The sequence below is a fragment of the Pseudomonas yamanorum genome (assembly GCF_900105735.1).
Lineage (GTDB): Bacteria > Pseudomonadota > Gammaproteobacteria > Pseudomonadales > Pseudomonadaceae > Aquipseudomonas > Aquipseudomonas yamanorum.
The window spans coordinates 198359-218456 of record NZ_LT629793.1; the positions used below are offsets into that span (position 1 = coordinate 198359).

27 protein-coding genes and 1 tRNA gene are annotated in these 20098 nt (G+C 59.2%); 8 read left to right on the plus strand and 20 right to left on the minus strand.

The features are described from left to right. Window positions 1–139: 139 nt before the first annotated feature. The gene (locus tag BLU46_RS00975) at window positions 140–943 is read left to right on the plus strand and encodes a hypothetical protein (RefSeq protein ID WP_093197360.1); all 804 of its coding nucleotides are present in this window, start codon (window positions 140–142) and stop codon (window positions 941–943) included. A gap of 178 nt (window positions 944–1121) precedes the next feature. On the opposite strand, the gene BLU46_RS00980 is transcribed toward BLU46_RS00975, so the two are convergent. Next, the gene (locus BLU46_RS00980) at window positions 1122–1841 is read right to left on the minus strand and encodes a tellurite resistance TerB family protein (protein WP_093197364.1); all 720 of its coding nucleotides are present in this window, start codon (window positions 1839–1841) and stop codon (window positions 1122–1124) included. A 124-nt stretch (window positions 1842–1965) separates the two neighbouring features. Here BLU46_RS00980 and BLU46_RS00985 point away from each other — a divergent pair, with 124 nt between their 5' ends. Beyond that, complete coding sequence (locus BLU46_RS00985) at window positions 1966–2493, plus strand: DinB family protein (RefSeq protein ID WP_063030493.1); 528 nt, start codon at window positions 1966–1968, stop codon at window positions 2491–2493. Between the two features lies 1 nt (window position 2494). Here the strand turns inward: BLU46_RS00985 and BLU46_RS00990 are convergent, their stop codons facing one another. Next, a complete protein-coding gene (locus BLU46_RS00990; RefSeq protein WP_063030495.1) occupies window positions 2495–2950 on the minus strand; it encodes a GFA family protein in 456 nt (151 codons plus the stop codon). Window positions 2951–3160: 210 nt separating this feature from the next. Between BLU46_RS00990 and BLU46_RS00995 the strand changes: the two genes are divergently transcribed. Further along, the gene (locus BLU46_RS00995; protein ID WP_093197368.1) at window positions 3161–3445 is read left to right on the plus strand and encodes a hypothetical protein; all 285 of its coding nucleotides are present in this window, start codon (window positions 3161–3163) and stop codon (window positions 3443–3445) included. Window position 3446: 1 nt separating this feature from the next. Here BLU46_RS00995 and BLU46_RS01000 read toward each other — a convergent pair whose 3' ends face one another. The 13 genes from BLU46_RS01000 to BLU46_RS01060 form a co-directional block, all read right to left on the minus strand. Continuing rightward, window positions 3447–4082, minus strand: coding sequence for a LysE family translocator (locus tag BLU46_RS01000; protein ID WP_093197372.1), 636 nt, complete (start codon window positions 4080–4082; stop codon window positions 3447–3449). A 209-nt stretch (window positions 4083–4291) separates the two neighbouring features. Continuing rightward, window positions 4292–4483: a hypothetical protein gene (locus BLU46_RS01005; RefSeq protein ID WP_023658809.1), complete on the minus strand. Its 192-nt coding sequence runs from the start codon at window positions 4481–4483 to the stop codon at window positions 4292–4294. A 150-nt stretch (window positions 4484–4633) separates the two neighbouring features. Continuing rightward, entirely contained in the window at window positions 4634–5119 is a 486-nt protein-coding gene (locus BLU46_RS01010) for a hypothetical protein (RefSeq protein ID WP_231988854.1), read from the minus strand. A 328-nt stretch (window positions 5120–5447) separates the two neighbouring features. Beyond that, complete coding sequence (locus BLU46_RS01015) at window positions 5448–5852, minus strand: TonB family protein (RefSeq protein ID WP_063030503.1); 405 nt, start codon at window positions 5850–5852, stop codon at window positions 5448–5450. A 61-nt stretch (window positions 5853–5913) separates the two neighbouring features. After that, window positions 5914–6612 carry an HAD family hydrolase gene (locus tag BLU46_RS01020; RefSeq protein ID WP_017477634.1) on the minus strand — a complete coding sequence of 233 codons (699 nt, stop codon included), beginning with the start codon at window positions 6610–6612 and terminating at the stop codon, window positions 5914–5916. A gap of 32 nt (window positions 6613–6644) precedes the next feature. Further along, window positions 6645–7067 carry a hypothetical protein gene (locus tag BLU46_RS01025; RefSeq protein WP_093197377.1) on the minus strand — a complete coding sequence of 141 codons (423 nt, stop codon included), beginning with the start codon at window positions 7065–7067 and terminating at the stop codon, window positions 6645–6647. Window positions 7068–7171: 104 nt separating this feature from the next. Further along, the gene (locus BLU46_RS01030) at window positions 7172–7540 is read right to left on the minus strand and encodes a VOC family protein (RefSeq protein ID WP_063030510.1); all 369 of its coding nucleotides are present in this window, start codon (window positions 7538–7540) and stop codon (window positions 7172–7174) included. A gap of 88 nt (window positions 7541–7628) precedes the next feature. Further along, window positions 7629–8810 carry an MFS transporter gene (locus BLU46_RS01035; protein WP_093210048.1) on the minus strand — a complete coding sequence of 394 codons (1182 nt, stop codon included), beginning with the start codon at window positions 8808–8810 and terminating at the stop codon, window positions 7629–7631. A 70-nt stretch (window positions 8811–8880) separates the two neighbouring features. Continuing rightward, on the minus strand, window positions 8881–9069 hold the full coding sequence (locus BLU46_RS01040) for a DUF1737 domain-containing protein (protein WP_081253153.1): 189 nt from the start codon (window positions 9067–9069) through the stop codon (window positions 8881–8883). Between the two features lie 47 nt (window positions 9070–9116). Beyond that, window positions 9117–9533: an NAD(+)--rifampin ADP-ribosyltransferase gene (arr, locus tag BLU46_RS01045; RefSeq protein ID WP_093197382.1), complete on the minus strand. Its 417-nt coding sequence runs from the start codon at window positions 9531–9533 to the stop codon at window positions 9117–9119. Window positions 9534–9636: 103 nt separating this feature from the next. After that, entirely contained in the window at window positions 9637–9954 is a 318-nt protein-coding gene (locus BLU46_RS01050; RefSeq protein ID WP_172834572.1) for a hypothetical protein, read from the minus strand. A 5-nt stretch (window positions 9955–9959) separates the two neighbouring features. Next, a complete protein-coding gene (locus BLU46_RS32995; RefSeq protein WP_167410158.1) occupies window positions 9960–10121 on the minus strand; it encodes a hypothetical protein in 162 nt (53 codons plus the stop codon). Window positions 10122–10260: 139 nt separating this feature from the next. Then, on the minus strand, window positions 10261–11283 hold the full coding sequence (locus BLU46_RS01060; RefSeq protein ID WP_093197391.1) for an alpha/beta hydrolase: 1023 nt from the start codon (window positions 11281–11283) through the stop codon (window positions 10261–10263). Window positions 11284–11564: 281 nt separating this feature from the next. Between BLU46_RS01060 and BLU46_RS01065 the strand changes: the two genes are divergently transcribed. Further along, window positions 11565–11996: a hypothetical protein gene (locus tag BLU46_RS01065; protein ID WP_093197396.1), complete on the plus strand. Its 432-nt coding sequence runs from the start codon at window positions 11565–11567 to the stop codon at window positions 11994–11996. Between the two features lie 130 nt (window positions 11997–12126). Here the strand turns inward: BLU46_RS01065 and BLU46_RS01070 are convergent, their stop codons facing one another. The 4 genes from BLU46_RS01070 to BLU46_RS01085 all read right to left on the minus strand — a co-directional run bounded on the left by BLU46_RS01070 (window position 12127) and on the right by BLU46_RS01085 (window position 14678). Next, window positions 12127–12774: a hypothetical protein gene (locus tag BLU46_RS01070; RefSeq protein WP_093197401.1), complete on the minus strand. Its 648-nt coding sequence runs from the start codon at window positions 12772–12774 to the stop codon at window positions 12127–12129. A 175-nt stretch (window positions 12775–12949) separates the two neighbouring features. Next, a tRNA-Leu gene (locus BLU46_RS01075) sits at window positions 12950–13036 on the minus strand. Window positions 13037–13390: 354 nt separating this feature from the next. Beyond that, window positions 13391–13678: a helix-turn-helix domain-containing protein gene (locus BLU46_RS01080; RefSeq protein WP_093197406.1), complete on the minus strand. Its 288-nt coding sequence runs from the start codon at window positions 13676–13678 to the stop codon at window positions 13391–13393. A 391-nt stretch (window positions 13679–14069) separates the two neighbouring features. Then, complete coding sequence (locus BLU46_RS01085) at window positions 14070–14678, minus strand: LysE family translocator (protein ID WP_093197411.1); 609 nt, start codon at window positions 14676–14678, stop codon at window positions 14070–14072. Between the two features lie 210 nt (window positions 14679–14888). Here BLU46_RS01085 and BLU46_RS01090 point away from each other — a divergent pair, with 210 nt between their 5' ends. From BLU46_RS01090 to BLU46_RS01100, 3 genes are read left to right on the plus strand one after another with little or no spacing between them, the layout of a single operon-like run. Beyond that, window positions 14889–16028: a hypothetical protein gene (locus BLU46_RS01090; RefSeq protein WP_063030671.1), complete on the plus strand. Its 1140-nt coding sequence runs from the start codon at window positions 14889–14891 to the stop codon at window positions 16026–16028. Continuing rightward, window positions 16028–17215 carry a DUF6384 family protein gene (locus tag BLU46_RS01095; protein ID WP_063030672.1) on the plus strand — a complete coding sequence of 396 codons (1188 nt, stop codon included), beginning with the start codon at window positions 16028–16030 and terminating at the stop codon, window positions 17213–17215. The genes BLU46_RS01090 and BLU46_RS01095 overlap by 1 nt, the downstream gene beginning before the upstream one ends. 4 nt (window positions 17216–17219) lie before the next feature. Continuing rightward, window positions 17220–18593: a coiled-coil domain-containing protein gene (locus tag BLU46_RS01100; protein ID WP_093197416.1), complete on the plus strand. Its 1374-nt coding sequence runs from the start codon at window positions 17220–17222 to the stop codon at window positions 18591–18593. Window positions 18594–18627: 34 nt separating this feature from the next. Here BLU46_RS01100 and BLU46_RS01105 read toward each other — a convergent pair whose 3' ends face one another. Next, on the minus strand, window positions 18628–18951 hold the full coding sequence (locus BLU46_RS01105; protein ID WP_017477617.1) for a helix-turn-helix domain-containing protein: 324 nt from the start codon (window positions 18949–18951) through the stop codon (window positions 18628–18630). A gap of 167 nt (window positions 18952–19118) precedes the next feature. Here BLU46_RS01105 and BLU46_RS01110 point away from each other — a divergent pair, with 167 nt between their 5' ends. Then, entirely contained in the window at window positions 19119–20075 is a 957-nt protein-coding gene (locus BLU46_RS01110) for a glycoside hydrolase family 6 protein (RefSeq protein WP_093197421.1), read from the plus strand. Window positions 20076–20098: the final 23 nt, after the last annotated feature.

Here is a 20098-nt window from a genome sequence, read left to right on the forward strand (position 1 = left end):
CCTTTATTGGAGCATCCAGACATGAACGAAGAACCCCGTTGTAGCGGTACCCAGTTGCACACCTTTTTTTATTTGAATCACGGCGCGTCCCTGCCAAGTCCGGTCGGGACACGCCACCGGCTGTTGATCGAGGTTCACCATGTACAAGAAGCAAACCCCTGACGGTTTCACCAAATACCGCAACCGCAGCACCCACGTAACCTTCCATCCCCTGCCCGCTTCCAAGCGTCGGGCGGTGCGGCGCAACCTGATTTTTGTCGGCGCGACGCTTGGCGTCGTGCTGGTGCTCAGCCTGATGTCGAATGCCTATGCGGCCGGCGGTTCCTATGTGGTCGACGACGGCGCAATCAACGCCCCGGGCGAATGCAATGTCGACGCCTGGTTCACCGCCAATCGGCACGACGGCTCTACCCACAGCGAAACCCTTTCGCCCGCTTGCACCACCGCCGCCATTCCCTGGCTGCAATGGACCGCCGCCGTGTCCCGGGCCAATCATGATGGCGATGGGGAAACCCAGGTGAATCCGCAACTCAAGGCCCAGTTATGGACCCGGGAAGACCTGGGCCTGGAACTGGCCGCGTCTGCCGGTGTGCACTACGCATTGAACCGTCAACATTCGTTTGATGGCGCAGATTTGAATGTGCCATTCACCTGGCAGCCCATGGAAGCCCTGCGGCTGAACTTCAACGCAGGCTGGAGCCACGCCTATAACGACGGCGACCAAACCCATCGACCGACCTGGGGTACCGGGTTTGAATACAGCGTGATGGACTCGCTGACACTGATCGCCGAACGTTACGGCCAGCAAGGTGGCGACCAGGCGTGGCAGGCAGGGCCGAGGGTGCATATCGGCAAGAATGTGGATGCTGACCTGGTGGTAGGGCGCAGTTTGATCGGGGGTCAGCATCAATGGCTCACGACGGGGGCCACGTTGCGGTTCTAATCCGCAGACGATCATCAATCTGTGGCGAGGGAGCTTGCTCCCGCTGGGGCGCGAAGCGGCCCTGAAACCTGCGACCGATTTCTATCTGAAAGCACACGGTCGATTGTTTTGGGTCTGCTGCGCAGCCCAACGGGAGCAGCTCCCTCGCCACAGGTTTGGTATGACAGTCAATAGTGATTTAAACCTGGCCCTTGGCCTGCTGCTCCAGATGCACTTGCAACGCAGGATCAATCTTCAGCTGCGCCGCCAGTTCATCCAGGTAGTTGCGCTCCGCGTCCTGCTGGTCATCCACCAGCAGCACACTGACCAGGTACACCTCGGATGCCACCGCCGGGTCCCCGGCAAACTCGGCAAAATCCGCCGCATTCAGCGGCTTGGCCACCTCGGTATCCAGCCACGCCTGCAATTGCGGGTCATCGGTGTGCTTGCCGATCTCGGCCGAGATCATCTGCTGCTCACGCTCATCAATCTCACCATCTGCCTTGGCTGCCGCGATCAACGCGCGCAGCACGGCATGGCTGTGTTCTTCGACCTGCGCGCCGGACAGCTGGTCAACCGTTTGCAACGCCTGCTGCGGCGCCGATGCCTGTTGACGCTGCCAGGCCTGATAGGCCTGGAACGCCATCATGCCCAGGGAAGCCAGCGCCGCGTAGTTGGTGCCGCCGGTGCGCCCTTGCGGCGCCGCACGGGTTCCGCCGAGCATGCCGCCCAGTCCGCCGAGCAAACCACCGAGGCCGCCACCGCCTGAAGCCGAAGCACCGCCGCTGCCCAGCAAACCGCCCAGCAGCCCGCCCAAACCACCCAGCCCGCCTTGAGCCGCCGTTGCGGAGCCGCCCTGCTGGCTCGTTGAGGCTTGGCCCGCTCGCAGCAATTGTTCCAGTAGATCGCCGGTATTCATGGTGTCACCCTCCCAGGGCGCAGAGTTCCAGATCAACAACAATAGACCCGCTGCGCCAGAACACCATGACCGCCCGGCAGGCACGCTTTATCATGGCGCCATCGCACCCGGAGGAAGCCTCGACATGACCCGTACCGAGCATATCGCCCTGATGGCGACCTACAACCAGTGGATGAACCGCAAGGTGTACGACGCTGCCAACGGCCTGAGCGACGAGGACCTGATTGCCGACCGTGGTGCGTTCTTCGGTTCGATCCTTGGCACGCTGAACCACCTCGCCCTGGGTGACCGCGTCTGGCTCAAGCGTTTCGCCGAGCATCCGGCAGGCTTTGCCGCGCTGGCACCGCTAAGCGCTTTGGCGTTGCCGCCACGCCTGAATCAACTGGCCTTCGCCGATATCCGTGAACTGTCGGCCCATCGTGCCTGGCTCGACCAGATCATCATCGACTGGGTGCAATCCATCAGCGAGCCGGAGCTGGATCAGCCCCTGCAGTACCACAACATGGCGGGCACACCGATGAACAAGAATTTTCATGCACTGCTCGTGCACTTCTTCAATCACCAGACCCACCACCGGGGACAGGTGACAACCCTGCTGACGCAGGCCGGGCGCGACGTGGGCGACACCGACCTGCTGGCGCTGATGGACTAGTTCAACCGCCGCTGTACTCGGCGTACGCCTGTATCAGCGCGGGGAAATTCTCCCTCTCCGGGAGCTGCGCAAAGCTGTGCTGCGCCGGGGTAGTCGCCCACGGCAGCTTTTCACTGGTCCAGGTTTCAATGAATGGCACATAACCGCTGGCATCATCCAGCATGGTGGGGCGCAGGTTGATCAGATCTTCCACGCCATTGGGGCGGGAAAACATCCAACTCATGCAGTGGGGGCAGCAGTAGTGGCGGTCGACGCCATGCAGTCCGCCGATCACCGGGTTGCCCTGGGTGATGGTGAATCCGTGGCTGGGGATCAGCGCGCTCAGCGAGAACGCGCTGGATGACATCTTCTGGCACCCGGTGCAATGGCACGCCATGGTGATCAGCGGTTTTTCGGTCACGGTAAAACGTACCCGATCACAACGGCAGCCGCCTTCCTGGGACTCTTGATGACTCATCTTCCACTCCATTCACATTGTGTGTGTACTTGGAGAGTAAACGAGCAGGCGCGTCACGAACAGCGTTGCCAACCCGCACAAACGAACGCATGTGACAGCAAACTGTCATAAAAGACAGAGCGGTGAAAACCAGCCAATGGCTGCCCCGCCCTGCCCGCGCGCATCAGCAGATTACCGATGCGACGCATCCCCCAAGAAGGAGACGCTTACATGGTCATTCACTTCAAGGTCGCCGGGCATCTTGCCTGCGGTCATCACGGCAACAACCTCCCCTCCAGCACCGAGCTGAAACGGGTCAAGTGCCGTACCTGCCGTAACACCGAAGTATTCAAAGAAGCCCGTCGCACCCAACGCAACGCCGCTCGGCGTGCCGCGCGCAAGTCCAAAACCGCCCATGCCGCCGGTGACTGGCGCAGTGCCTGGACCCAGCGCCTGACCGAACTGCCAGGCCGCCAGCGCCTGCCACGCGGGTTCCACGGCCAGCCATTCGTTTAGGTTATGCAGCCGGGGCACGACGGTAAGCGGCCAACAGCACGCCCATCGCCATCAACAACCCACCCGCCCCACGGTTGAAGTGCTGCAAGTGTGCGGGCCGCAGGCGACTAAGCAAGCGTGCCCCGCATACCGCATAGAACATCATGATGCTGACGTTCAGCACGCAGAGTGCGAACAACAGGCACGCGTACTGCGGCAGTTGTGCTTGGGTGCTGTCGACAAATTGCGGCAGGAATGCCGACATGAACAACAATGCCTTGGGATTGGAAATCGCCACCAGGAAACTGCGGGTGAAAATACTCGCCGAGCGGGTGCCGCCGTCCTCACCTTCGCCCACCGACGGCAACGCCGCCTGGGGTGATCGCAACATCTGCCAGCCGATCCAGATGAGGTACGCCGAACCGATCCATTTCAGTGCCTGAAACAGCCCTTCACTGGCCGCGAGCAGCAAACCCAGGCCACACGCCACCGCCGTCACCAGCAAGGCGTCGGCCACCACCGCCCCGGCCATGCCCCAGAACGCCGCCTGCAATCCATGGCGCGATCCATTCTGCAGGGCCAACAGAACCGTCGGGCCGGGAATCGCGATAATCGCGGCGCTCATCATGACGAACAGAAATAAGGTTGCCAGGGACATGACAGGTTCCTACGGGCTAATCAGCTGCGAATCATCCCAAAATATCTGCTGTGTGGCGAGGGAGCTTGCTCCCCGTTGGGCTGCGCAGAGGCCCCAAAATCCTGGGAGCGCTTCGCACTCCAGCGGGAGCAAGCTCCCTCGCCACCGTTTATGTATTGCTCAAGCGAGACCCAATAAAAAGCCCCGGACTGACCGAGGCTATTGAGGGTTCAAGCATCATTGGCCACCGGCCTCGACCGCGCCTTGTACCCCGGCAGCGCTGCGGCGTACGCCAGTGCCTGCTCACGGGAGCCAAAGGATGCCAGGCGGTCGGCCTTGGTACAGACCCGCCACGGGCCGCTGTTGACCTGCACGATGTCATAGCCGTTGAGATGCAGCTTGTTCAGCATGGGAGTGCTCATAGTCACCTCTCTCTCCAGAGATAATCCAGGTGTTTGCCCGGTCTACCATACACCCGGGTAAAGCGGTGTAACCTACCGGGCGTCGCACAGGCGTGCGCTTCAAGCTGCAAAATCTGCTCCTGCCCGGCAAAGGCCACGGCCACCCTTCTGTTACTTCACCTTGCTGCTGAGGTTGTCGACACTGCGCTTGAGGTCTTCAAGGCTGCGCTTCTGATCACTGACGGTGCTTTTGAGGCTGGACAGTTCGCTGGAGCTGGAGTTTGAGCTGGAACTTGAATTGCGCTTGAGGTCTTCAACCTCGCTCTTGAGCTTATCGATGGTGTTTTTCTGATCGGATACGGTGCGCTTGAGCTCGGACAGCTGGCCGTCACTGGAGCTGGAACTTGAGCCGGTGTTTTTCTTCAGGTCTTCAAGGGCGCGTGCCTGGCCTTCCAGCTTGCTTTCCAGACTTTGCATTTCGCTGTCATTGCGCTTGAGCGCGTCGCGCATGGCCTGAATGTCACCTACCGAAATATCCGACGGATGCAGGAAATATTCGCCACCTGCGCCCGAACTGCTCGCGGTGAGTCTGTTACCGGCCGACGCACCGAAATCCCCCCACCGAGCGGGACTCGCCGCCTGAACTGACGGTGCCATTGCACCTATCAACAACGAAGCGACAACAGCGAGCGATGCTTTACCCACAATGGACATCAGTTGATTCCTTTCTGACTGGCCGAGATGGCACATCGCTATGACTGCATTTCTGAACACTTGTTCCCGTAAAGAGTTGCAGCCCCGCATACGAAAAAGCCCCGGCAAATGCCGGGGCTCGAAATATCCAACAGCCGGTGCGATGTGCTGTCCTTTCACACACCTTTCACAGTCGGGCACCTATGGTCATCTCAGCTCCTGGTGAAAACCTTTAAGCCCGCGACCCCCGTCGTGGGCTTTTCTTTGCCTGTCATTTGGCCACAGGTTGCCGCTAGATTCGCTGCGGCGGTGAGCCGGTGCAAGCGCCCTGCTCCATGCAGAATACAAAGGGCGCCACCACTTCAACTTCGCCTTTACGCAGCATTGAGGGCGGGGGCGCAGGCACTGGCGAGGCCGCCGGAATAAATGCCTCCACTGCCCCGACGAAAAGATCCGAGCCTGTGTGGCTGACGATTTTGTGGCGTATCAGGTTGCCTTTGGCGTCGACGACAAAGGCCACTCTGACCATGCCGGTCAGCCTTTGCAGGCGAGCTTCTTCGGGATAGGACTTGAAGTGGTTGAGGTGAGTGAGCAACTGATATTCCCATAAGCGCTTCTCTACCAGTTGCTCCTGGTGGTTGGGGCCGCTCGTGCAGGCACAAAGCAGTAAGACAAGTGCGATCCAGCTGTATTTCATAAACGCAGTTCCGTTGACGTTTGGTTTGCGAAGTGAGGCTAATTATCCGGCGTTATGCTGGCTATCGCTTTGCGATCAGAGCGGGTAGCTCGTCGAGCGATTTTATAGTGTCTTGCGCGGGAGCAAGGCCTGCGGGCCATTGATGAAACCCCTGAAACCATACAGCGTACATCCCGGCGGCTTTTGCCCCTTGGTAGTCGTTTAGAGGGTGATCACCGACAAACCAGCAGTGCTCGGGAAGAACGCCTAACCGTGCAGCCGCCTCATGGAAGATTTCCCGTGCAGGTTTGGCTGTCCCGAACGCTTGCGAACTGACAACGGTACCAACCGACTGAGCGAAGGGCAATGCAGCGATGGTTTTCCTTCGCGAGTGCTCGGCGCCATTGGAAACAATCCCGACCTTGATGTGTCTGTGCTCCAGCGCCTGAATCAACGCTGCAGCGCCCGGCATTGGCACGGCTGCGGCCGGAAAATGGCTGACCCAGTGCTCGACCAGGACCTCAGCCGGCTGCGGCACTCGCCACGGCAGTTGGTTGGCAAGGGTGTGGCCTACAGCTTCGCGGATCGAAGAGAATGCGGACTGCGGGGAAAGATAGCCGCCGCTGTCTTCCCGCAAAATCAGGTGCGTGATGTCGTCCAGCGTCGCGGGCCTGATGTGCTCGCCGAACTCAGCCAGGAACCGTTCGGCGTAGCGTCGGATACTCAAGGCGCGATGCGTCAGTGTGTTATCCAGGTCGAACAGAATGGCGCGCGGGTACACGAATGTTCCTCGTGGAAAACCAAATCTGCCTGTCAGGCGGTGGCACTGACGAGTGAACCGGTACCGCTTCCACCTTCAGAAGTGAGCGCCTGCAACAAAGCCGAGGAAGCAGACTGCAACGCTGCTGCCGTTGCGGCAATCTGCGTCTGGGCTGCTGCCACGGCGGCCGCCTTGGCGTCTGCGCTTTGATTGCTGGCCTGTGCCTTTTGCATGTTTTGCTGCTGCTCTTGAAGTTGCTTTTGCAACTCCGCAATTTGCTTTTTCAGCTCCTTGACGGTGTCGGACTCCTGCGACGTCGATGCGGCCTGGCCGGCCCCTGCGCCGGAAGCACTTTTGGCATCGGTGGTCGGGCCGGGGCCCGAGGTGCCGGAAGCTTGTGTCTTGGAGCCATCACTGACACTGGCGGAGCTTGGACTGGTGGGCACAGAAGCAAGACTGCTGACGTTAGCGATCATGTCAAATATCCAATTCCGGTATAGATCTTAATTGATCGGCGCTTTAGCCGATTCCTTTAACGCGTTATCGACCTTACTGAACTTGGCTACAACGACGAACCGATTCAGCGCCAAGGCCTCGAAAAGACGTTAACCAGGCTTCCATCAGGATCACGCAGCAATACCGAAGTGTTGCCCCATGGCATGACCGTCACCGGCATCACCACGTCTGCGCGACCGATACGCAGCAGGACGGCCTCGACATCATCCACTTGAAACTCCAGGATCGCCGAACGGTTGCTGGCGGCGACTGCCAATCCATCGTTATGAAGGCGGATCAGGCGTTCATCGGCTATGGCCAGGACCACGCCGTCGAGGTGAATTTCAGCGAACCCCTCAGCCAGATGCCTTGGCTCGACAGTCGTGAGGTTTTGATAGAACTGAACGAGCCGTTCAAAGTGGTTGGTAACGAGACGAACAGACGAGAATTTCATTATTTGACCTGGCGGAAGAGAGAGAGCTCACCTTAGTTCAAGCCTGCGTCAGTTCCTGACAGGAGTGTTTCGCCAGAGCGCTCCCGCTTTACGAAAAAACCGGCTCTGCCCGGGCGCGAAGTCCTGCGGCGATCATCAGGATAATGGCCGGGACGATCACTACGCTGGCCGACAGCATCGCCCCCTTGAACCCCGCCACATCCAGCGCACTGCCACCGATAATCACACCCAGCCCGATCGCGCTGTTGAGCACAGCTGTGTGGATGGCGGTCGCAGGCACCATGTGATCACCGGCGATCCTCAAGACCCACGTCTGCAGACCGGTAAACAAAGCGGAAATGGCCACGCCCCAGACCACCAGCAGGATAACCACGGACACGAGCCCGAGTGGCGGACCATAAATACCCAAGGTCACCAACGCCAATGCCATCGCAACCAACGCCAGCAAAATGAACGCTTTCAAGTAGCGATCAATCAACAGCGCACTCAAGAGGTTGCCCAGAAAACCCGAGGCCCCGAAGGCAAACAGCAACACCGCAATCATGTACGAGGTAATTCCAGGCACCTGGCCAATAAACGGTTCGACAAAGGTGTAGGCACCAAAATGCGCGGCCGCCGTCAGGCCCGTGATGACGTAGGTGATCAAGAGGTCCTTGCGCCGCAGCACCACCGCAAAGCCCAGACCTTTGGCCAGCGAGGGAATATGCAGGGAAGGCAGCACCAGGGCGATCGCACCGGCGCTGGCGACACACATCACGGCGAGGCACACAAAAGCCGTGCGCCAACCATCGTATTGGCCCACCAGATTAATCAGCGGTACGCCCATGACCGTGGCGATCGTGATGCCGCCCAGCACAATCGAGGTGGCCAGTCCCACGCGGTGCGACGGCACGATATGCGCGGCGGTGGCTGCCACGATGGCCCAGAACACGCCATGGGCCAATGCGCCGACGGCGCGGGCACCGAGCAGAGAGGAAAATTCAGGGGATAACGCTGCCAGGCCGTTTGATAAGGCCAGTATCAACATCAACGCAATCAGCAGCGCCTTGCGGGGAACCCGGCGGTTCAACCAGTTGGATAGCAAGCCGCTGGCCGCCCCGATCCAAGCGTATAGCGTTACGGTCAGCCCGACGGTAGACGGGGCTTGATCCAGGTCGGCGGATATTTGCGACAGCAAACCAATGGGGGCGAACTCGGAAGTCACCATGGTAAAGGAGGCGATGCACAGCACACTGACTGCACACCATACCCGCAAGGCTGAATTGATCACCGGCAATGTCCGTCCCTGTTCATGGCTGAGTCGTCGTGACTCCACCTCGCGCGTCGCTCACTGAGACCGGCTAGTTATCGGGATTCCAAACGACGGCCTGTGCCACGACAACGTATTCGCCGTTAAAAGTTGCCGCTGGCGAACCATAAAGCTGGTAGCCCAGAGCAAGGGCCTCAGAGACGCGGTGACAGAAGGAGGCATCGTCCTTGCCTGTCAGAATCCGATAGGTGGGTAAGCCTTCAGGAGGAGAATGCTGCATGGGGGCACCTGCTGGAACAATTGAAGAAAACCACTGGGCAATCTATATCAGTCGATGATCACATCGCGACCCTCGGCCTTTAAACGGGCGAGGTTGTTCTTCATCTGCTGCAACCGCTCAGGCGGATGTCCTTGCCACTTCGTCACCTCAGCCACCACCCGCAACGGATCGCCGGAGCGATAGGACAGCGTGGGGTTGCCGGGAAACTTCTTATCCGTCACGTTGGGATCATCCATGATTGGCCCCGTTGGCTCCACCACATAAATCCGTTCCCGCTCACTGCCAAGCGCCAGCTCAGCGCCCCAGATGGCGGCATCCAGGGTGCCCGCGAAGTAGACCCACGACAGTGGTTTACCCTGCGTGAAATTGGAGGGGTAGCCGACGCGGATCATATCGCCCGGTTCCAGATCGGCCCGGGTGCCGTGAAAGAACTGACGGGTAAACATGCCAGCGGTGTTTGACATGGGCTCGCTGCTCCGAGGATGAATTACAAAATCACTAAGGGTTGCACGGAACCCAGTGGCGGTGAACTGGCCCGGCGCTTGATCGCCAGGCCAGAGGGCTGAGTTAAAGCAGTACAGTGGAAAGCATACCCAAGGCTCCCAGGACGAACCCGATGAGTGCACCACGCCCTGGTGCCTCATGGAACAGCGACCAGACCACCACGGGTTCAAGCAGCAGCAAAGAGGTGACTGAGACCACGGTGACGATCCAGATATCACCGACAGCCACATACCCCAGCCAATACGCACCCAGCAGACAGAGCCCGGCAAAACACATAAGCACAACGGGAATGACAAACCCTTCCCAGGAGCTACTCCCTGTCTGAGCAAGCTTGGCGGTCACCACCTCACTGTAGATTGCACAAAACTCACCGAGCACCATCAACCCTAGAGCAGAAACTCCGAGTAGTTCTTTGGACATATCAAAAACTCCTTCGTATTCAACGCAATATTTTTCAGCTCCCAGCGAGCGATGCCGCTGTCCAGGAGCGTGTTGCAGTGATACGAAGCAGCCTTGAACAGGCCTGAATTACCGAAGTGCTTTTCCATGCTCATGTCCTTCAAAGGGTGTGAGTCTCTCAGCGCCCGGATGAGGGCACTCGTGGCGATCATACGTTCCGTTAGACACTGCGAACAACCCGGGCACCATAAGCAGGGGTATAGGGATCTCAAAGACACCAAAGGAAGATCAATTACGCAGCTCTCTACTTTGTAGCCAGGTACTTATGGCCTCAACGAGCTCTGCCTTGCACTCCACTGGAAGCCAATGTCCGCCAGGCACGCTCGTCACGCTGAGATCTGCGCAGGCCGCGCGCATTGGATCGCCCAACCGATTGCCCGTGATGGTATTCATCTGGTCGTAATCGCCGTTCACAAACAGTACGGGCAATGACAGGCGTCCGCCGTTGGGCGCTCGGTGGGCGTAATCGATGTTGGCATCGTCGTTCAGATACCAAGCGCAGGGCGCGCCAAAACCATGCTCTTCGAACGTCCGCACCAGCACAGCGAAGTCCGCCTCGGGCCAAAGCGCGGGGTCTGGTTGGGTGGGTGGGGCTCGGTGCGCTTCGCCAAACCGCCCGCCTTTCCTGGTCACTTCTGCATTGGATGCAACCTTGCCGATGCTCGCAGGGTTTCCTTGTCGATAGATCGACGCCAGCGAGGCTGCTTTGTCCGCATCAAGATCGGCGACGGCGGAAGCAAAGTGCGTGTTGTAGTAGCGGTAATAGTCCCATTGACCGTCTGGATACTGGTCCGCCGGATAAATCCCTCGGTCAACCAGCGGCACCAGCGTCGGCAACGCGTTCGTGGAGGGGAAGTACGGGACCGAAATCAGCACCACGCCGCGGCTGCGCTGAGGTTCATGCGCGACCAATTCACCCGCCACAACGCTGCCCCAATCGTGGCCTACCCAGATTGCGGGCATTCCGCCGAGATGGTCATGAAGTTCTGCCATGTCTGCCACGATGTTTTCAATCGTGTACGCATCGATGGCGGCTGGCGCAGAGGAACCACCATAACCGCGCATGTCGGGTGCGACGCAGTGCCAGCCCTGGGCAGCGAACGCTTCCATCTGCGCACGCCAGATCAAACTGAGCTCAGGCCAACCGTGCAGGAACATCATCAATGGCCCATCGGCAGTCCCCTGCTCTACATAATGCGTCGTATGACGGGGCGTACTGAAGACGCGCGGAGTGAGCGTGGAAGTGGACATAGGATCTCCTCATGCTAGGCCGGCCGACATAAGCGCCATATCGGCAGAATCACCGTTGGATCTGCACCCTAGAGTAACGATCTCTATGATGCTTGCCAGCTTCCCGTCATATTGTCAGCCCTGTACCTGCCAACTGCAGCCAGACCCATCACGGCATATCTTGTTACAACCATTCGCCCGCAGGCCCTGCCCTTAGAGAACTTCAAACTTTCACTCCAGTCCTAATGCCAGGCGTGCTTTAAACCGTGAGCGCCTGCTGACAACCCATAGAGGTTCAAAAAATGAAAATGACACTACCCGCCCTGGTTCTGGGTGTCCTCATTTCGCAAGGCGCAATGGCAGCCGGAGATGGCACCGCCGCTCTTGGAGGCGGCGTTGGTGGTGCACTTGGCAATATCGTAGGTCAACAGCTCGGCGGCTCAACGGGCGCGGCGGTAGGCGCAGGCGTAGGGGGTGCTGCCGGCAGTGCTGTCGGCGCTCAAAGAGGCAACAGAGCGGAAGCCGCGTTAGGTGGCGGTATCGGATCAGCTGGCGGGTCACTTATTGGTAATCGCCTCGGCGGCTCCACGGGCTCGACGATCGGTGCAGGTCTCGGCGGCGCCGCGGGTGGCGCGCTAGGAAACAACCTGGCGGACGATGAGAGCAATCATCGATCTGATGGCAAGAAGCACAATGGCAAGAACAAGCATAAACACAAGAACAAGCATCGTTAGTTTCTGACGCTATTACATCGAAGCCCGGCCCAGCGCCGGGCTTCTTATTTCTGGCGCCAAAAACGAAAAAGCCCAGCAATCGCGCTGGGCTTAGATATGGAAACCGGGTAACCAATATGAGCCTTGCTACTTAACCCTTGCAAAGCTTCTGTGGCGACTCCGTGCCCCCGAGTTTTTTCGGCCATGCAATCGGCAGGTTAGGAACAGAGATAAGCTCGACGACGCCAAACATGCACATAATCACCGCTTTTCCATCCGCGCTGGGTACGCTGCTGAGTCCGACCAGAATCTCGTAGTCTTTCCCGGGCTCCAGCTTGAATACTTTCGCCTGGCCTGGGCACATAGCGTAAGTGCTGCCGTAACTGCCGGCCGACGCACCTAATGTCGCAACCTGAAAGGGTGCATCTGTTTTAACGCGGTACTCAGCCACAATCTCGGTGTACAAGCCTTCGGCCATCCGAACGGCTCCGATGTACTGTTGAAGCTTGGGTGAAACCCTTCCCGGCATTCCAAGATTGGCCGGCTTAAGTGGGTACTGAGGGTAGTTAATGCTCGGCTGCCCGTCCTCTGAGAAGCGACCCGCTTCAGCCATTTTGTGGCGAGTATCCGGTGCACAGCTGCCAGTTACGCTGTCGCCAAACACATTAGAATTGGTGATCACACGAACTCGGGCCGTATTGTCGTCCTGAGGTGGATCGACATAGGGAACAGAGGGGATCCCGCCACAACCAGCAAGGGTGATAGACGAAACAAGCAGGAGCAACCAGGTATTACGCATCTACTACATCCTTGAGTTTACCTAAGATCCATCGTGTGCGAACCAGACTAAAAAACCTCAGCAAAAAGCCTGACTGGCGTCCGCCAACTAAGTGAGTTGAGAAGCAACATTTGAAATTGCGAAGCGGAAACAAAAAAGGACCTGCCTGATAAATCACGCAAGTCCTTGAATATTGTGGTGCCCGAAGCCGGAATCGAACCGGCACGCCCTTACGAGCGGGGGATTTTAAGTCCCATGCGTCTACCAGTTTCGCCATTCGGGCGGTAGCGCTATACAGCGAGCCAAGCAGCTTCAAAAGCCCTTGAGCGTTGCAGCAGGCTAGGGAATATATAGATCCAGCCCCCTCGATGCAAGGTCGGGCGCGGGCTTTTTCAAACAAACCAGCGGCTCCTCTGCAAACAAAAAAGCTCGCCAGATCAGTGATCTACAGATTTCAGCCGCAGTGCTGAGCAATAGCAGCACCCACCGCTTCGGCACCTGCGGCACTCGCCACCAGGCGCATCAGGAAAAATAAGTCATGACGGCAATGACCACTGAAACCCAAACCAGGGTCATCAAAAACGACAGCGCAGCCAATGTTTTGCCCATTTGCCTACTCGCCCCGACGAAAACCGCTTCAGTGAATCAACTCTTTTGCCTTCTCCAGGCACTCTGTGGCGCTGTCCAGTGCTTCGGCCGCTTTGGCTGAGGCAGAATTGCCGTTTTCAGCGCGATTGCCGGTGATGACAAACAACACATCGACACCGACCTTGGCAATCGCCGCCAGGTAATCTGCCCGTGGAAAACGCACACCGTTTTCATAACGCCCCTGGGCATTGGTCTCAACGCCTCCGACCTTGCCCAGCGCCGCTTGAGAATAGCCAAGCCTGACACGCTCTGCCTTTAACCTCGCCCCAATGCTCATAAACAACCTCCTTTGTGGGATCGTGGATACGATACTGCGCACAAAAGGTTAGTTCCTTGACCGAACTGAGCCGCTATTTATTGCCTGATCCTAGAAAACCATCACCCCTTGTTATCCGGCACCTGCGGCGCCTGAGGGCATCTGATACGCTTTTTTCTTCTGCATCTGACCCTGTAACGAAACCCGTCCTGGCCTGACAATACACCCACTCCCGACACGCCCGTGGAGCCCGACAGGAACCGTCCTGCCGGCCCGTTCATTTCGGAGGCCTTATGGCTAAGATGGCATTTTTCCTGTTCGGTTTTCTTGCGCTGACCATCGCGATTGGTCTGCTTGCCACCATCTCACCGGTCTAGCATCCACACCCCGCCGCCTAAGTTCAGCGGTAGTTTCAGCCGGCAAAAAACATCGGATACAACGACACCACCAACAACCCCGCCATCGACCAGTTGAACACCCGCAACCAGCGCGGCTCACGCAACACATTGCGCAAGCCGCTGCCACAGCCGGCCCATACACAAACGCTGGGCAGGTTCACCAAGGCAAACACCGCAGCAATCAACAGCACATTGGTGACATAACCGTCGGCAGGCGTATAGGTGGTGATCGCGCCCAATGCCATGACCCAGGCCTTGGGGTTGACCCACTGGAATGCCGCCGCGCCGAGAAAAGTCATGGGTTTGCGCTTGTCATCGGTGTCATCGGACATCGCGCTGGAGGTTGCAATCTTCCACGCCAGGTACAGCAAATACGCCGCCCCCACATAGCGCAATACGGTGTAGGCCCACGGCAACGCCTTGAATACCTCACCCAGCCCCAAGCCCACGGCGATCACCAACAACATGAAGCCAATGCTGATCCCCAGTGCATGGGGAATCGAGCGAATAAAACCGAAGTTCACCCCGGACGCCAGCAACATGGTGTTATTGGGACCTGGGGTGATTGAGGACACAAAGGCGAACAGCGCAAAGGCTGACAACAGGCTTGAAGACATAAGCATGGCGCGACATCCGAACGAGTACTGTGGCCGTGACAGTAGAACGTTGCGCCAGCCTGCGCCCCGTACAGCTACGGGTAGATAGAGGCATACACTTCGTCAGCCCCCCAACAAGCGCCTTCGAACCAAACTGCCATTGGTTTGCCTTCATTGATCGGTATACTTGCGCCCTCCTCTGCACCCTGTGCTGAACACATCCTGAAAGGACACTCGATGAGCAACTACCTCGACCGCGCGCTGACGGGCCTGCGGACCCTGGGCATCAATCTTCTGCAGCCGGTTCCAGACGCACCGGTACTGGTATTGCTGGACCGCGTGGCCCAGTACGACACCGCCAAAGTCACTGCGATCGCTGCCGTGCTGCAACAGTCGACCACCTTCAACAGCGTGGTTCGCGAACAGATTGCCGGCATGGATATCTCCACACGCTTCATGGACATCACCCAGAGCTTCACCTCGATTCGCGAAGACGCCGCCGCCATGGCCGGCTGGATGGATGACGGGCGCCTGGATACGCTGGAGAAGCTCAAGCTGAGCTGGATGAACCTGCGTCGTGGCTCGATCCCCAGCCGCTTCAGCGAGATCCGTGAAAACTACCTGCAGGTGTGCAAGTCGGCCAATGACCAGATCTCCCGGGAAACGGTGATTCTGGAAGCCTACTTGGACTTCCGCATGGCCATGAAGGCGGCCGAGGTCGATGCCCAACAAGTGCTTGCCCTGGCCGGCCAGGTCCTGGAGCAGCGTACCCAGGCCTTGAACGAAGCCAACGCCCAAGTTACGGCTGCCGAAACCCTGGCGCCGGCCGAACGCGCGGCCCTGGAGTTGCGTCGCGATGAAGCCGTACGCGCGCTGCAGGACGAAGACAAGCGCTACCAGATCGTCAAGGACATCGCCGATGACCTCAAGGTCGGCTACAACACGGCCGAAATGGTCTTCGCCCGGATCAACCAGGTGCATGTGATCAAGGAGCGCCAATACCAGCGCATGGTCTCGTTCTTCTCCACCAACGAAGTGGTGTTGACCGGCCTCGCGGTATCGTTCACCAGTAACAGTGGCCTGGCCGAAGCCACCAACACGCTGAATGCCACCACCGACGGCATCAGCAAGGGCCTTGAAGCCCTGGGCAGCACCGGCAACACCCAATTGGAAGCGGCGGTCAAGGCCAGCTATGGCTCCACCATCAAGGTCGACTCGGTGCGCGCCCTGGCCGAAGCCACCCTGAGCTTCCAGACTGACATGCACGGCCTGACGGAAACCTACCGCGCTGAATCCAGCAACGCGTCCCGTGACATCGCCGAAGCCGTCGAAGAGGCCAAACGCAAGTTCGCCGCATTGCTGACAAAGGCCGCTTGATGAGCGACATTCTTCTCTCCGAGCAACTCGGCGCGATGGCGCTGGTGGATCAACTGCGCCACCAGCAGATGGCGGTTGAAAAGGACTTGAGCCTGCCCCAACGCCGTGCCGAAGTGGCGGCGCGCATCCGCGAGTATTACCAGAACAACGGCATTCAATTTACCGAAGCGCAGATCGACCAGGGCGTGCGCGAATTCTTTTCCAAACGCCTGGTGTTCGAGGCCCCGGAACTGAGTGCGCTTGACCGTTTCTGGAGCAACGTACTGCTCAGGCGGCATCGCGGCATACTCGTCATCCAACTCATCGCGGTCACCTTGCTGGTGGTGCAATGCAGCCGGGTGATGGTCGCCAGACACGAAATCCAAGAAGCTCAAAGAGCGGCCATCGCCGTCGAGACGAGCGCGGCACAAAAACAATCAGACATCGCCCACCTGAAGGCTCGCCTGAGCGCCGTGCAACAGGACCCGGCCTATATTGAGGGCGGCGACCTGTTCAGTGCCCTGCCCCGCCTGAATACCAAGGCCGAACATGCCCTGGCCATGGTCGATACCTCCGGGGTCGATTACGCCAGTGAGCAGATCGGCGTGCTGGAGGCGTTTTTAGCCAAGGTCAAGGCAGTCCAGCCGATGACCGACCAGCTCAACGAGTTGACCCGCAAGGTCGCCGACATTCACCTGCCCGCCGCCGACAGTAAAGCGACGCGGGGCATGCAGGCCGAATTGGTCATGATCAAAGACCTCATCGGGAAATTCGAGATCGAAAAAGCCGGCGGCCAACTCAGGGCCCTGCGTGCCAACACCGAACTGATCCCCAAGGAGGTGACCATTCGGGTTGTCGACCGACCCGGCACGCCGTCCGGTGTCGAGCGCTGCTACGACAAGGCGCTGTGTAATTCCAATCCTGGTTCGACCCAGGGCAAGAGCTGGTATTTGGTTGTTGAAGCCGTCGACCTGTCGGACAGGCCGGTGCTGCTGCCCACCGTCAGCAGTGAGACCGGCACCGGCGCCTGGGCCAGCCAGTTCGCTGTGCGGGTACCGCAGGCCGAATACCTGAAGGTCAAGGCCGACAAACTCGACGACGGCCACCTGACCAACCGAGTAGTCGGCCGCAAGCCAGCCGGCAGGATGGAAGTCACCTATTTGAGCCAACGGACCACCGACCCGCTCGAAACGATATTGGAGTGGTGAAGACATGACGCCTGACACCCTGATCGGCATCACCGAACGTAACTCCCGCAACGCCGAATTGATGATGCGCACGGCCGAGCAACACCTGTCTGAACTGCTCGGCGAGCAACTGGCGCTGGAGCAGGACATTACCCAGCGCCTGGGTAAAATCGCGGCCCTGCACCTGGACCAGGGCAACACGCAGAACGAGCAAGTCGCCGCCGCCCTGAACCTGCGCCAACAGTCCCAGGACCTGCTCCACCAGCAACTGCGCGACGCTGAGCAGGCCGTGGCGCAGGCGCTGGCGGGCAAGGAAAAATTGCAAGCGCGAGCCGACACCCTCGACCAGCAAGCCCGGCAATCCCTGGAGCAAAACCCTGACTACGCCCGCCAGGTCGAGCAACTGGACCTGGCCCAGGCTGCCCACCGAGAACACGTCAGCGGTTATGAAGACCTGCGCCAGGAGTGCGCACTGAAGCGTCCGACCTTTGATACCAACCTGGTCTACGTCTACCTGCGCGGACACGCCTTCGGCACCGACCAATACCGGCGCAACCGTCTGAACCGCTGGATGGACAACTGGCTGGCGACCAAGGTGAACTACCTCGCCAACCGTAAGAACGAGCTGAGCCTGATCGCCCTTGGTGAGCGAAACGAGGCCTTGCAGGCCGAGCGCATCGCCCTGATCAGCACCTTGAGCGCAAGTGTCGATGCGCAACTCGCTCAGGCACGTGACCAGCACGGACAGGCCTCAATACAACCCGAGCTTGATACCCTTCAACGCGTGGTCGACAACGCCAAGCGCCAGGCCAATGCCATCCAGGAAAAACTCGGCAGCTACTCACGCAACGAAGACCCGCAGTACCAGCGCGCTCGGCAGTTGCTCACTGACCAGTTGAAAACCCAGAGCATTGGCGAATTGATCGACCTGGCCAGCCACACCCCGGGCGACGCCGACGACCTGATCGTCGAGCAGCTGCAAACCCTGAACCTGCGCTTGAAGGCGGTGGTACAGCAGTTGGCGGAGACCCAGGAAGAAGCCGTGGTGCACCAGAGCAGCTACCAGCGTGCCAAAGACCTGGAGCGCAAAGTTCGCAACGATGCCTTTACCGGCCGCGATGTTTACTTTGACCTGTCGACTGACTTCGAGCGTCTGGTAGAGAGCTACATGACCCAGGGCGCAACCCTTGGCCAGGTTGTGGATGTGCTAAGCCGGGGCCTTAAAATCGTGCGCCGCAGCCAGGTAGCGGCAGGGGCGACGCGAGGCTATGTCAGCGCATCGATCAGCCCTGTCGTCCTAGGCGTCGCCACCGTCGAAAGCAGCAATAACAACACGGCCAGCTTTTCGACGTCAGGCAGTACAGGCGGCGGCAGCTTCAGGACGACCGACAGCTTCTAGCCTGGCGCGAAGCAAATCCGGGACTTCCTCGTTGCTAGCTGTCAGACAACGAGGAAGTGATCTGCGCAATCGCATCCTGATCCAGCCCGTCCAGCGTGCGGTAGTGGTTGATGATCAACGTCTCCTTGTCACTCAGGGTGGCCTGGTTGATAACCGCCCTCTCCCCCGTCAACACGTAAAGCACGTCCACGCCTTTATGCCGGAGGGCTATCAGGTAATCGGTCTTGGGCGCCCGCGCGCCACTTTCGTAGTGCACCTGAGCATTCGCACCCACACCGCCAATCGCACCAAACTCCTGTTGGGAGAGCCCCAGGATCTTGCGTTCTTCCTTCAGGCGGATGCCGAGTTTATCGTCCATGGTGGGTACCTCAATAAACGTGTTTAACACCCACCATACGCTTATGTGCCGGAGCGGGGTCCATTCATTCGGAAGGGTTACCGGCAGACAATATTCATCAGGGTTCACGTGACGTCAGCGGCGAGCCGACTTACCTTGGCCGCCCCCCCCTCTTACTGGTGTAGAGCGTGCTAAAGATCGCCACCCTTGCCGCCGGCTTTGTCTGCCTGTCGATGCTGCCTGCTGCCCAGGCGAGTGATGGGTTCTACGTCAACCCGCAGTCCACCGCCGCACAGTGGGTCCAGCAGCACCCCGATACGCCTGCCACTGCAAGGATCCGCTCAACCATTGCCGAGGTGCCCAGTGCCCTGTGGCTGACCGGCACCAGCCAGGCTGCGGGCACACTCCCGGCTCGAGTCAATCGTTACGTATCGGCCGCTGCCGGCGCGGATAGAACGCCGATCCTGGTGGCCTACAACTTGCCCCATCGCGACTGCAGCGGTGGCGCGTCTGCAGGGGGCGCACCGAATGCGACAGCGTACCGGGCCTGGATAGACCAACTGATCAACGGTATTGGAGACAAGCCTGCGGTGGTTATTCTGGAACCGGATGCACTGGCCGATATGCAGTGCCTGGACAAGGACAAGCGCTCCGAGCGGCTGGAGCTGTTCAATTACGCCGTGTCGGGGCTCAAGCAGCGCGCACACCATGCGGATGTTTATCTGGACGCCGGCAATCCAGGCTGGAAATTCCCAGGCGCCATGGCCGAGACGTTGAATGCAGCCGGTGTAAAACAAGCCCGCGGGTTTGCCCTGAATATCGCCAACTTCTACACCCTCGCCCAGGTGCGCAATTACGGTGACGCGATCAATGCCAGGCTGTTAAGCGAATACACCTATACAAAAGCCATCGCGGTAGACACCAGCCGCAACGGCAACGGCGCAATGCCTGGTGACTGGTGCAACCCCACGGGTCGCAGGATCGGTATGACACCGCAAGTGCTTTCGCCACAGTTGGTTGCCCTATGGATCAAGCTTCCGGGCAACTCGGACGGGGCGTCTTCGACAAAAGCCGATTGTCACGGTGGCCCGGCGGCAGGCACGTTCAGCCCCGAACTGGCGTTGCGCCTGATTGATGGGAACTGAGAGCGCCCCTTGCATCGCGCTGC

What these genes read in the sequence shown, in the direction of transcription:
- BLU46_RS01105 (WP_017477617.1), bottom strand. Translation starts at nt 18,951, where the DNA reads ATGGACGATAAACTCGGCATCCGCCTGAAGGAAGAACGCAAGATCCTG.
- BLU46_RS00990 (WP_063030495.1), bottom strand. Translation starts at nt 2,950, where the DNA reads ATGAGTCATCAAGAGTCCCAGGAAGGCGGCTGCCGTTGTGATCGGGTA.
- BLU46_RS01025 (WP_093197377.1), bottom strand. Translation starts at nt 7,067, where the DNA reads ATGATCGCTAACGTCAGCAGTCTTGCTTCTGTGCCCACCAGTCCAAGC.
- BLU46_RS01065 (WP_093197396.1), top strand. Translation starts at nt 11,565, where the DNA reads ATGAAAATGACACTACCCGCCCTGGTTCTGGGTGTCCTCATTTCGCAA.
- BLU46_RS32995 (WP_167410158.1), bottom strand. Translation starts at nt 10,121, where the DNA reads ATGGAAAAGCACTTCGGTAATTCAGGCCTGTTCAAGGCTGCTTCGTAT.
- BLU46_RS01010 (WP_231988854.1), bottom strand. Translation starts at nt 5,119, where the DNA reads ATGGCACCGTCAGTTCAGGCGGCGAGTCCCGCTCGGTGGGGGGATTTC.
- BLU46_RS00980 (WP_093197364.1), bottom strand. Translation starts at nt 1,841, where the DNA reads ATGAATACCGGCGATCTACTGGAACAATTGCTGCGAGCGGGCCAAGCC.
- BLU46_RS01005 (WP_023658809.1), bottom strand. Translation starts at nt 4,483, where the DNA reads ATGAGCACTCCCATGCTGAACAAGCTGCATCTCAACGGCTATGACATC.
- arr (WP_093197382.1), bottom strand. Translation starts at nt 9,533, where the DNA reads ATGTCAAACACCGCTGGCATGTTTACCCGTCAGTTCTTTCACGGCACC.
- BLU46_RS01015 (WP_063030503.1), bottom strand. Translation starts at nt 5,852, where the DNA reads ATGAAATACAGCTGGATCGCACTTGTCTTACTGCTTTGTGCCTGCACG.
- BLU46_RS01050 (WP_172834572.1), bottom strand. Translation starts at nt 9,954, where the DNA reads ATGGTGCTCGGTGAGTTTTGTGCAATCTACAGTGAGGTGGTGACCGCC.
- BLU46_RS01060 (WP_093197391.1), bottom strand. Translation starts at nt 11,283, where the DNA reads ATGTCCACTTCCACGCTCACTCCGCGCGTCTTCAGTACGCCCCGTCAT.
- BLU46_RS01100 (WP_093197416.1), top strand. Translation starts at nt 17,220, where the DNA reads ATGACGCCTGACACCCTGATCGGCATCACCGAACGTAACTCCCGCAAC.
- BLU46_RS01000 (WP_093197372.1), bottom strand. Translation starts at nt 4,082, where the DNA reads ATGTCCCTGGCAACCTTATTTCTGTTCGTCATGATGAGCGCCGCGATT.
- BLU46_RS01080 (WP_093197406.1), bottom strand. Translation starts at nt 13,678, where the DNA reads ATGAGCATTGGGGCGAGGTTAAAGGCAGAGCGTGTCAGGCTTGGCTAT.
- BLU46_RS00985 (WP_063030493.1), top strand. Translation starts at nt 1,966, where the DNA reads ATGACCCGTACCGAGCATATCGCCCTGATGGCGACCTACAACCAGTGG.
- BLU46_RS01030 (WP_063030510.1), bottom strand. Translation starts at nt 7,540, where the DNA reads ATGAAATTCTCGTCTGTTCGTCTCGTTACCAACCACTTTGAACGGCTC.
- BLU46_RS01070 (WP_093197401.1), bottom strand. Translation starts at nt 12,774, where the DNA reads ATGCGTAATACCTGGTTGCTCCTGCTTGTTTCGTCTATCACCCTTGCT.
- BLU46_RS00995 (WP_093197368.1), top strand. Translation starts at nt 3,161, where the DNA reads ATGGTCATTCACTTCAAGGTCGCCGGGCATCTTGCCTGCGGTCATCAC.
- BLU46_RS01085 (WP_093197411.1), bottom strand. Translation starts at nt 14,678, where the DNA reads ATGCTTATGTCTTCAAGCCTGTTGTCAGCCTTTGCGCTGTTCGCCTTT.
- BLU46_RS01090 (WP_063030671.1), top strand. Translation starts at nt 14,889, where the DNA reads ATGAGCAACTACCTCGACCGCGCGCTGACGGGCCTGCGGACCCTGGGC.
- BLU46_RS00975 (WP_093197360.1), top strand. Translation starts at nt 140, where the DNA reads ATGTACAAGAAGCAAACCCCTGACGGTTTCACCAAATACCGCAACCGC.
- BLU46_RS01040 (WP_081253153.1), bottom strand. Translation starts at nt 9,069, where the DNA reads ATGCAGCATTCTCCTCCTGAAGGCTTACCCACCTATCGGATTCTGACA.
- BLU46_RS01095 (WP_063030672.1), top strand. Translation starts at nt 16,028, where the DNA reads ATGAGCGACATTCTTCTCTCCGAGCAACTCGGCGCGATGGCGCTGGTG.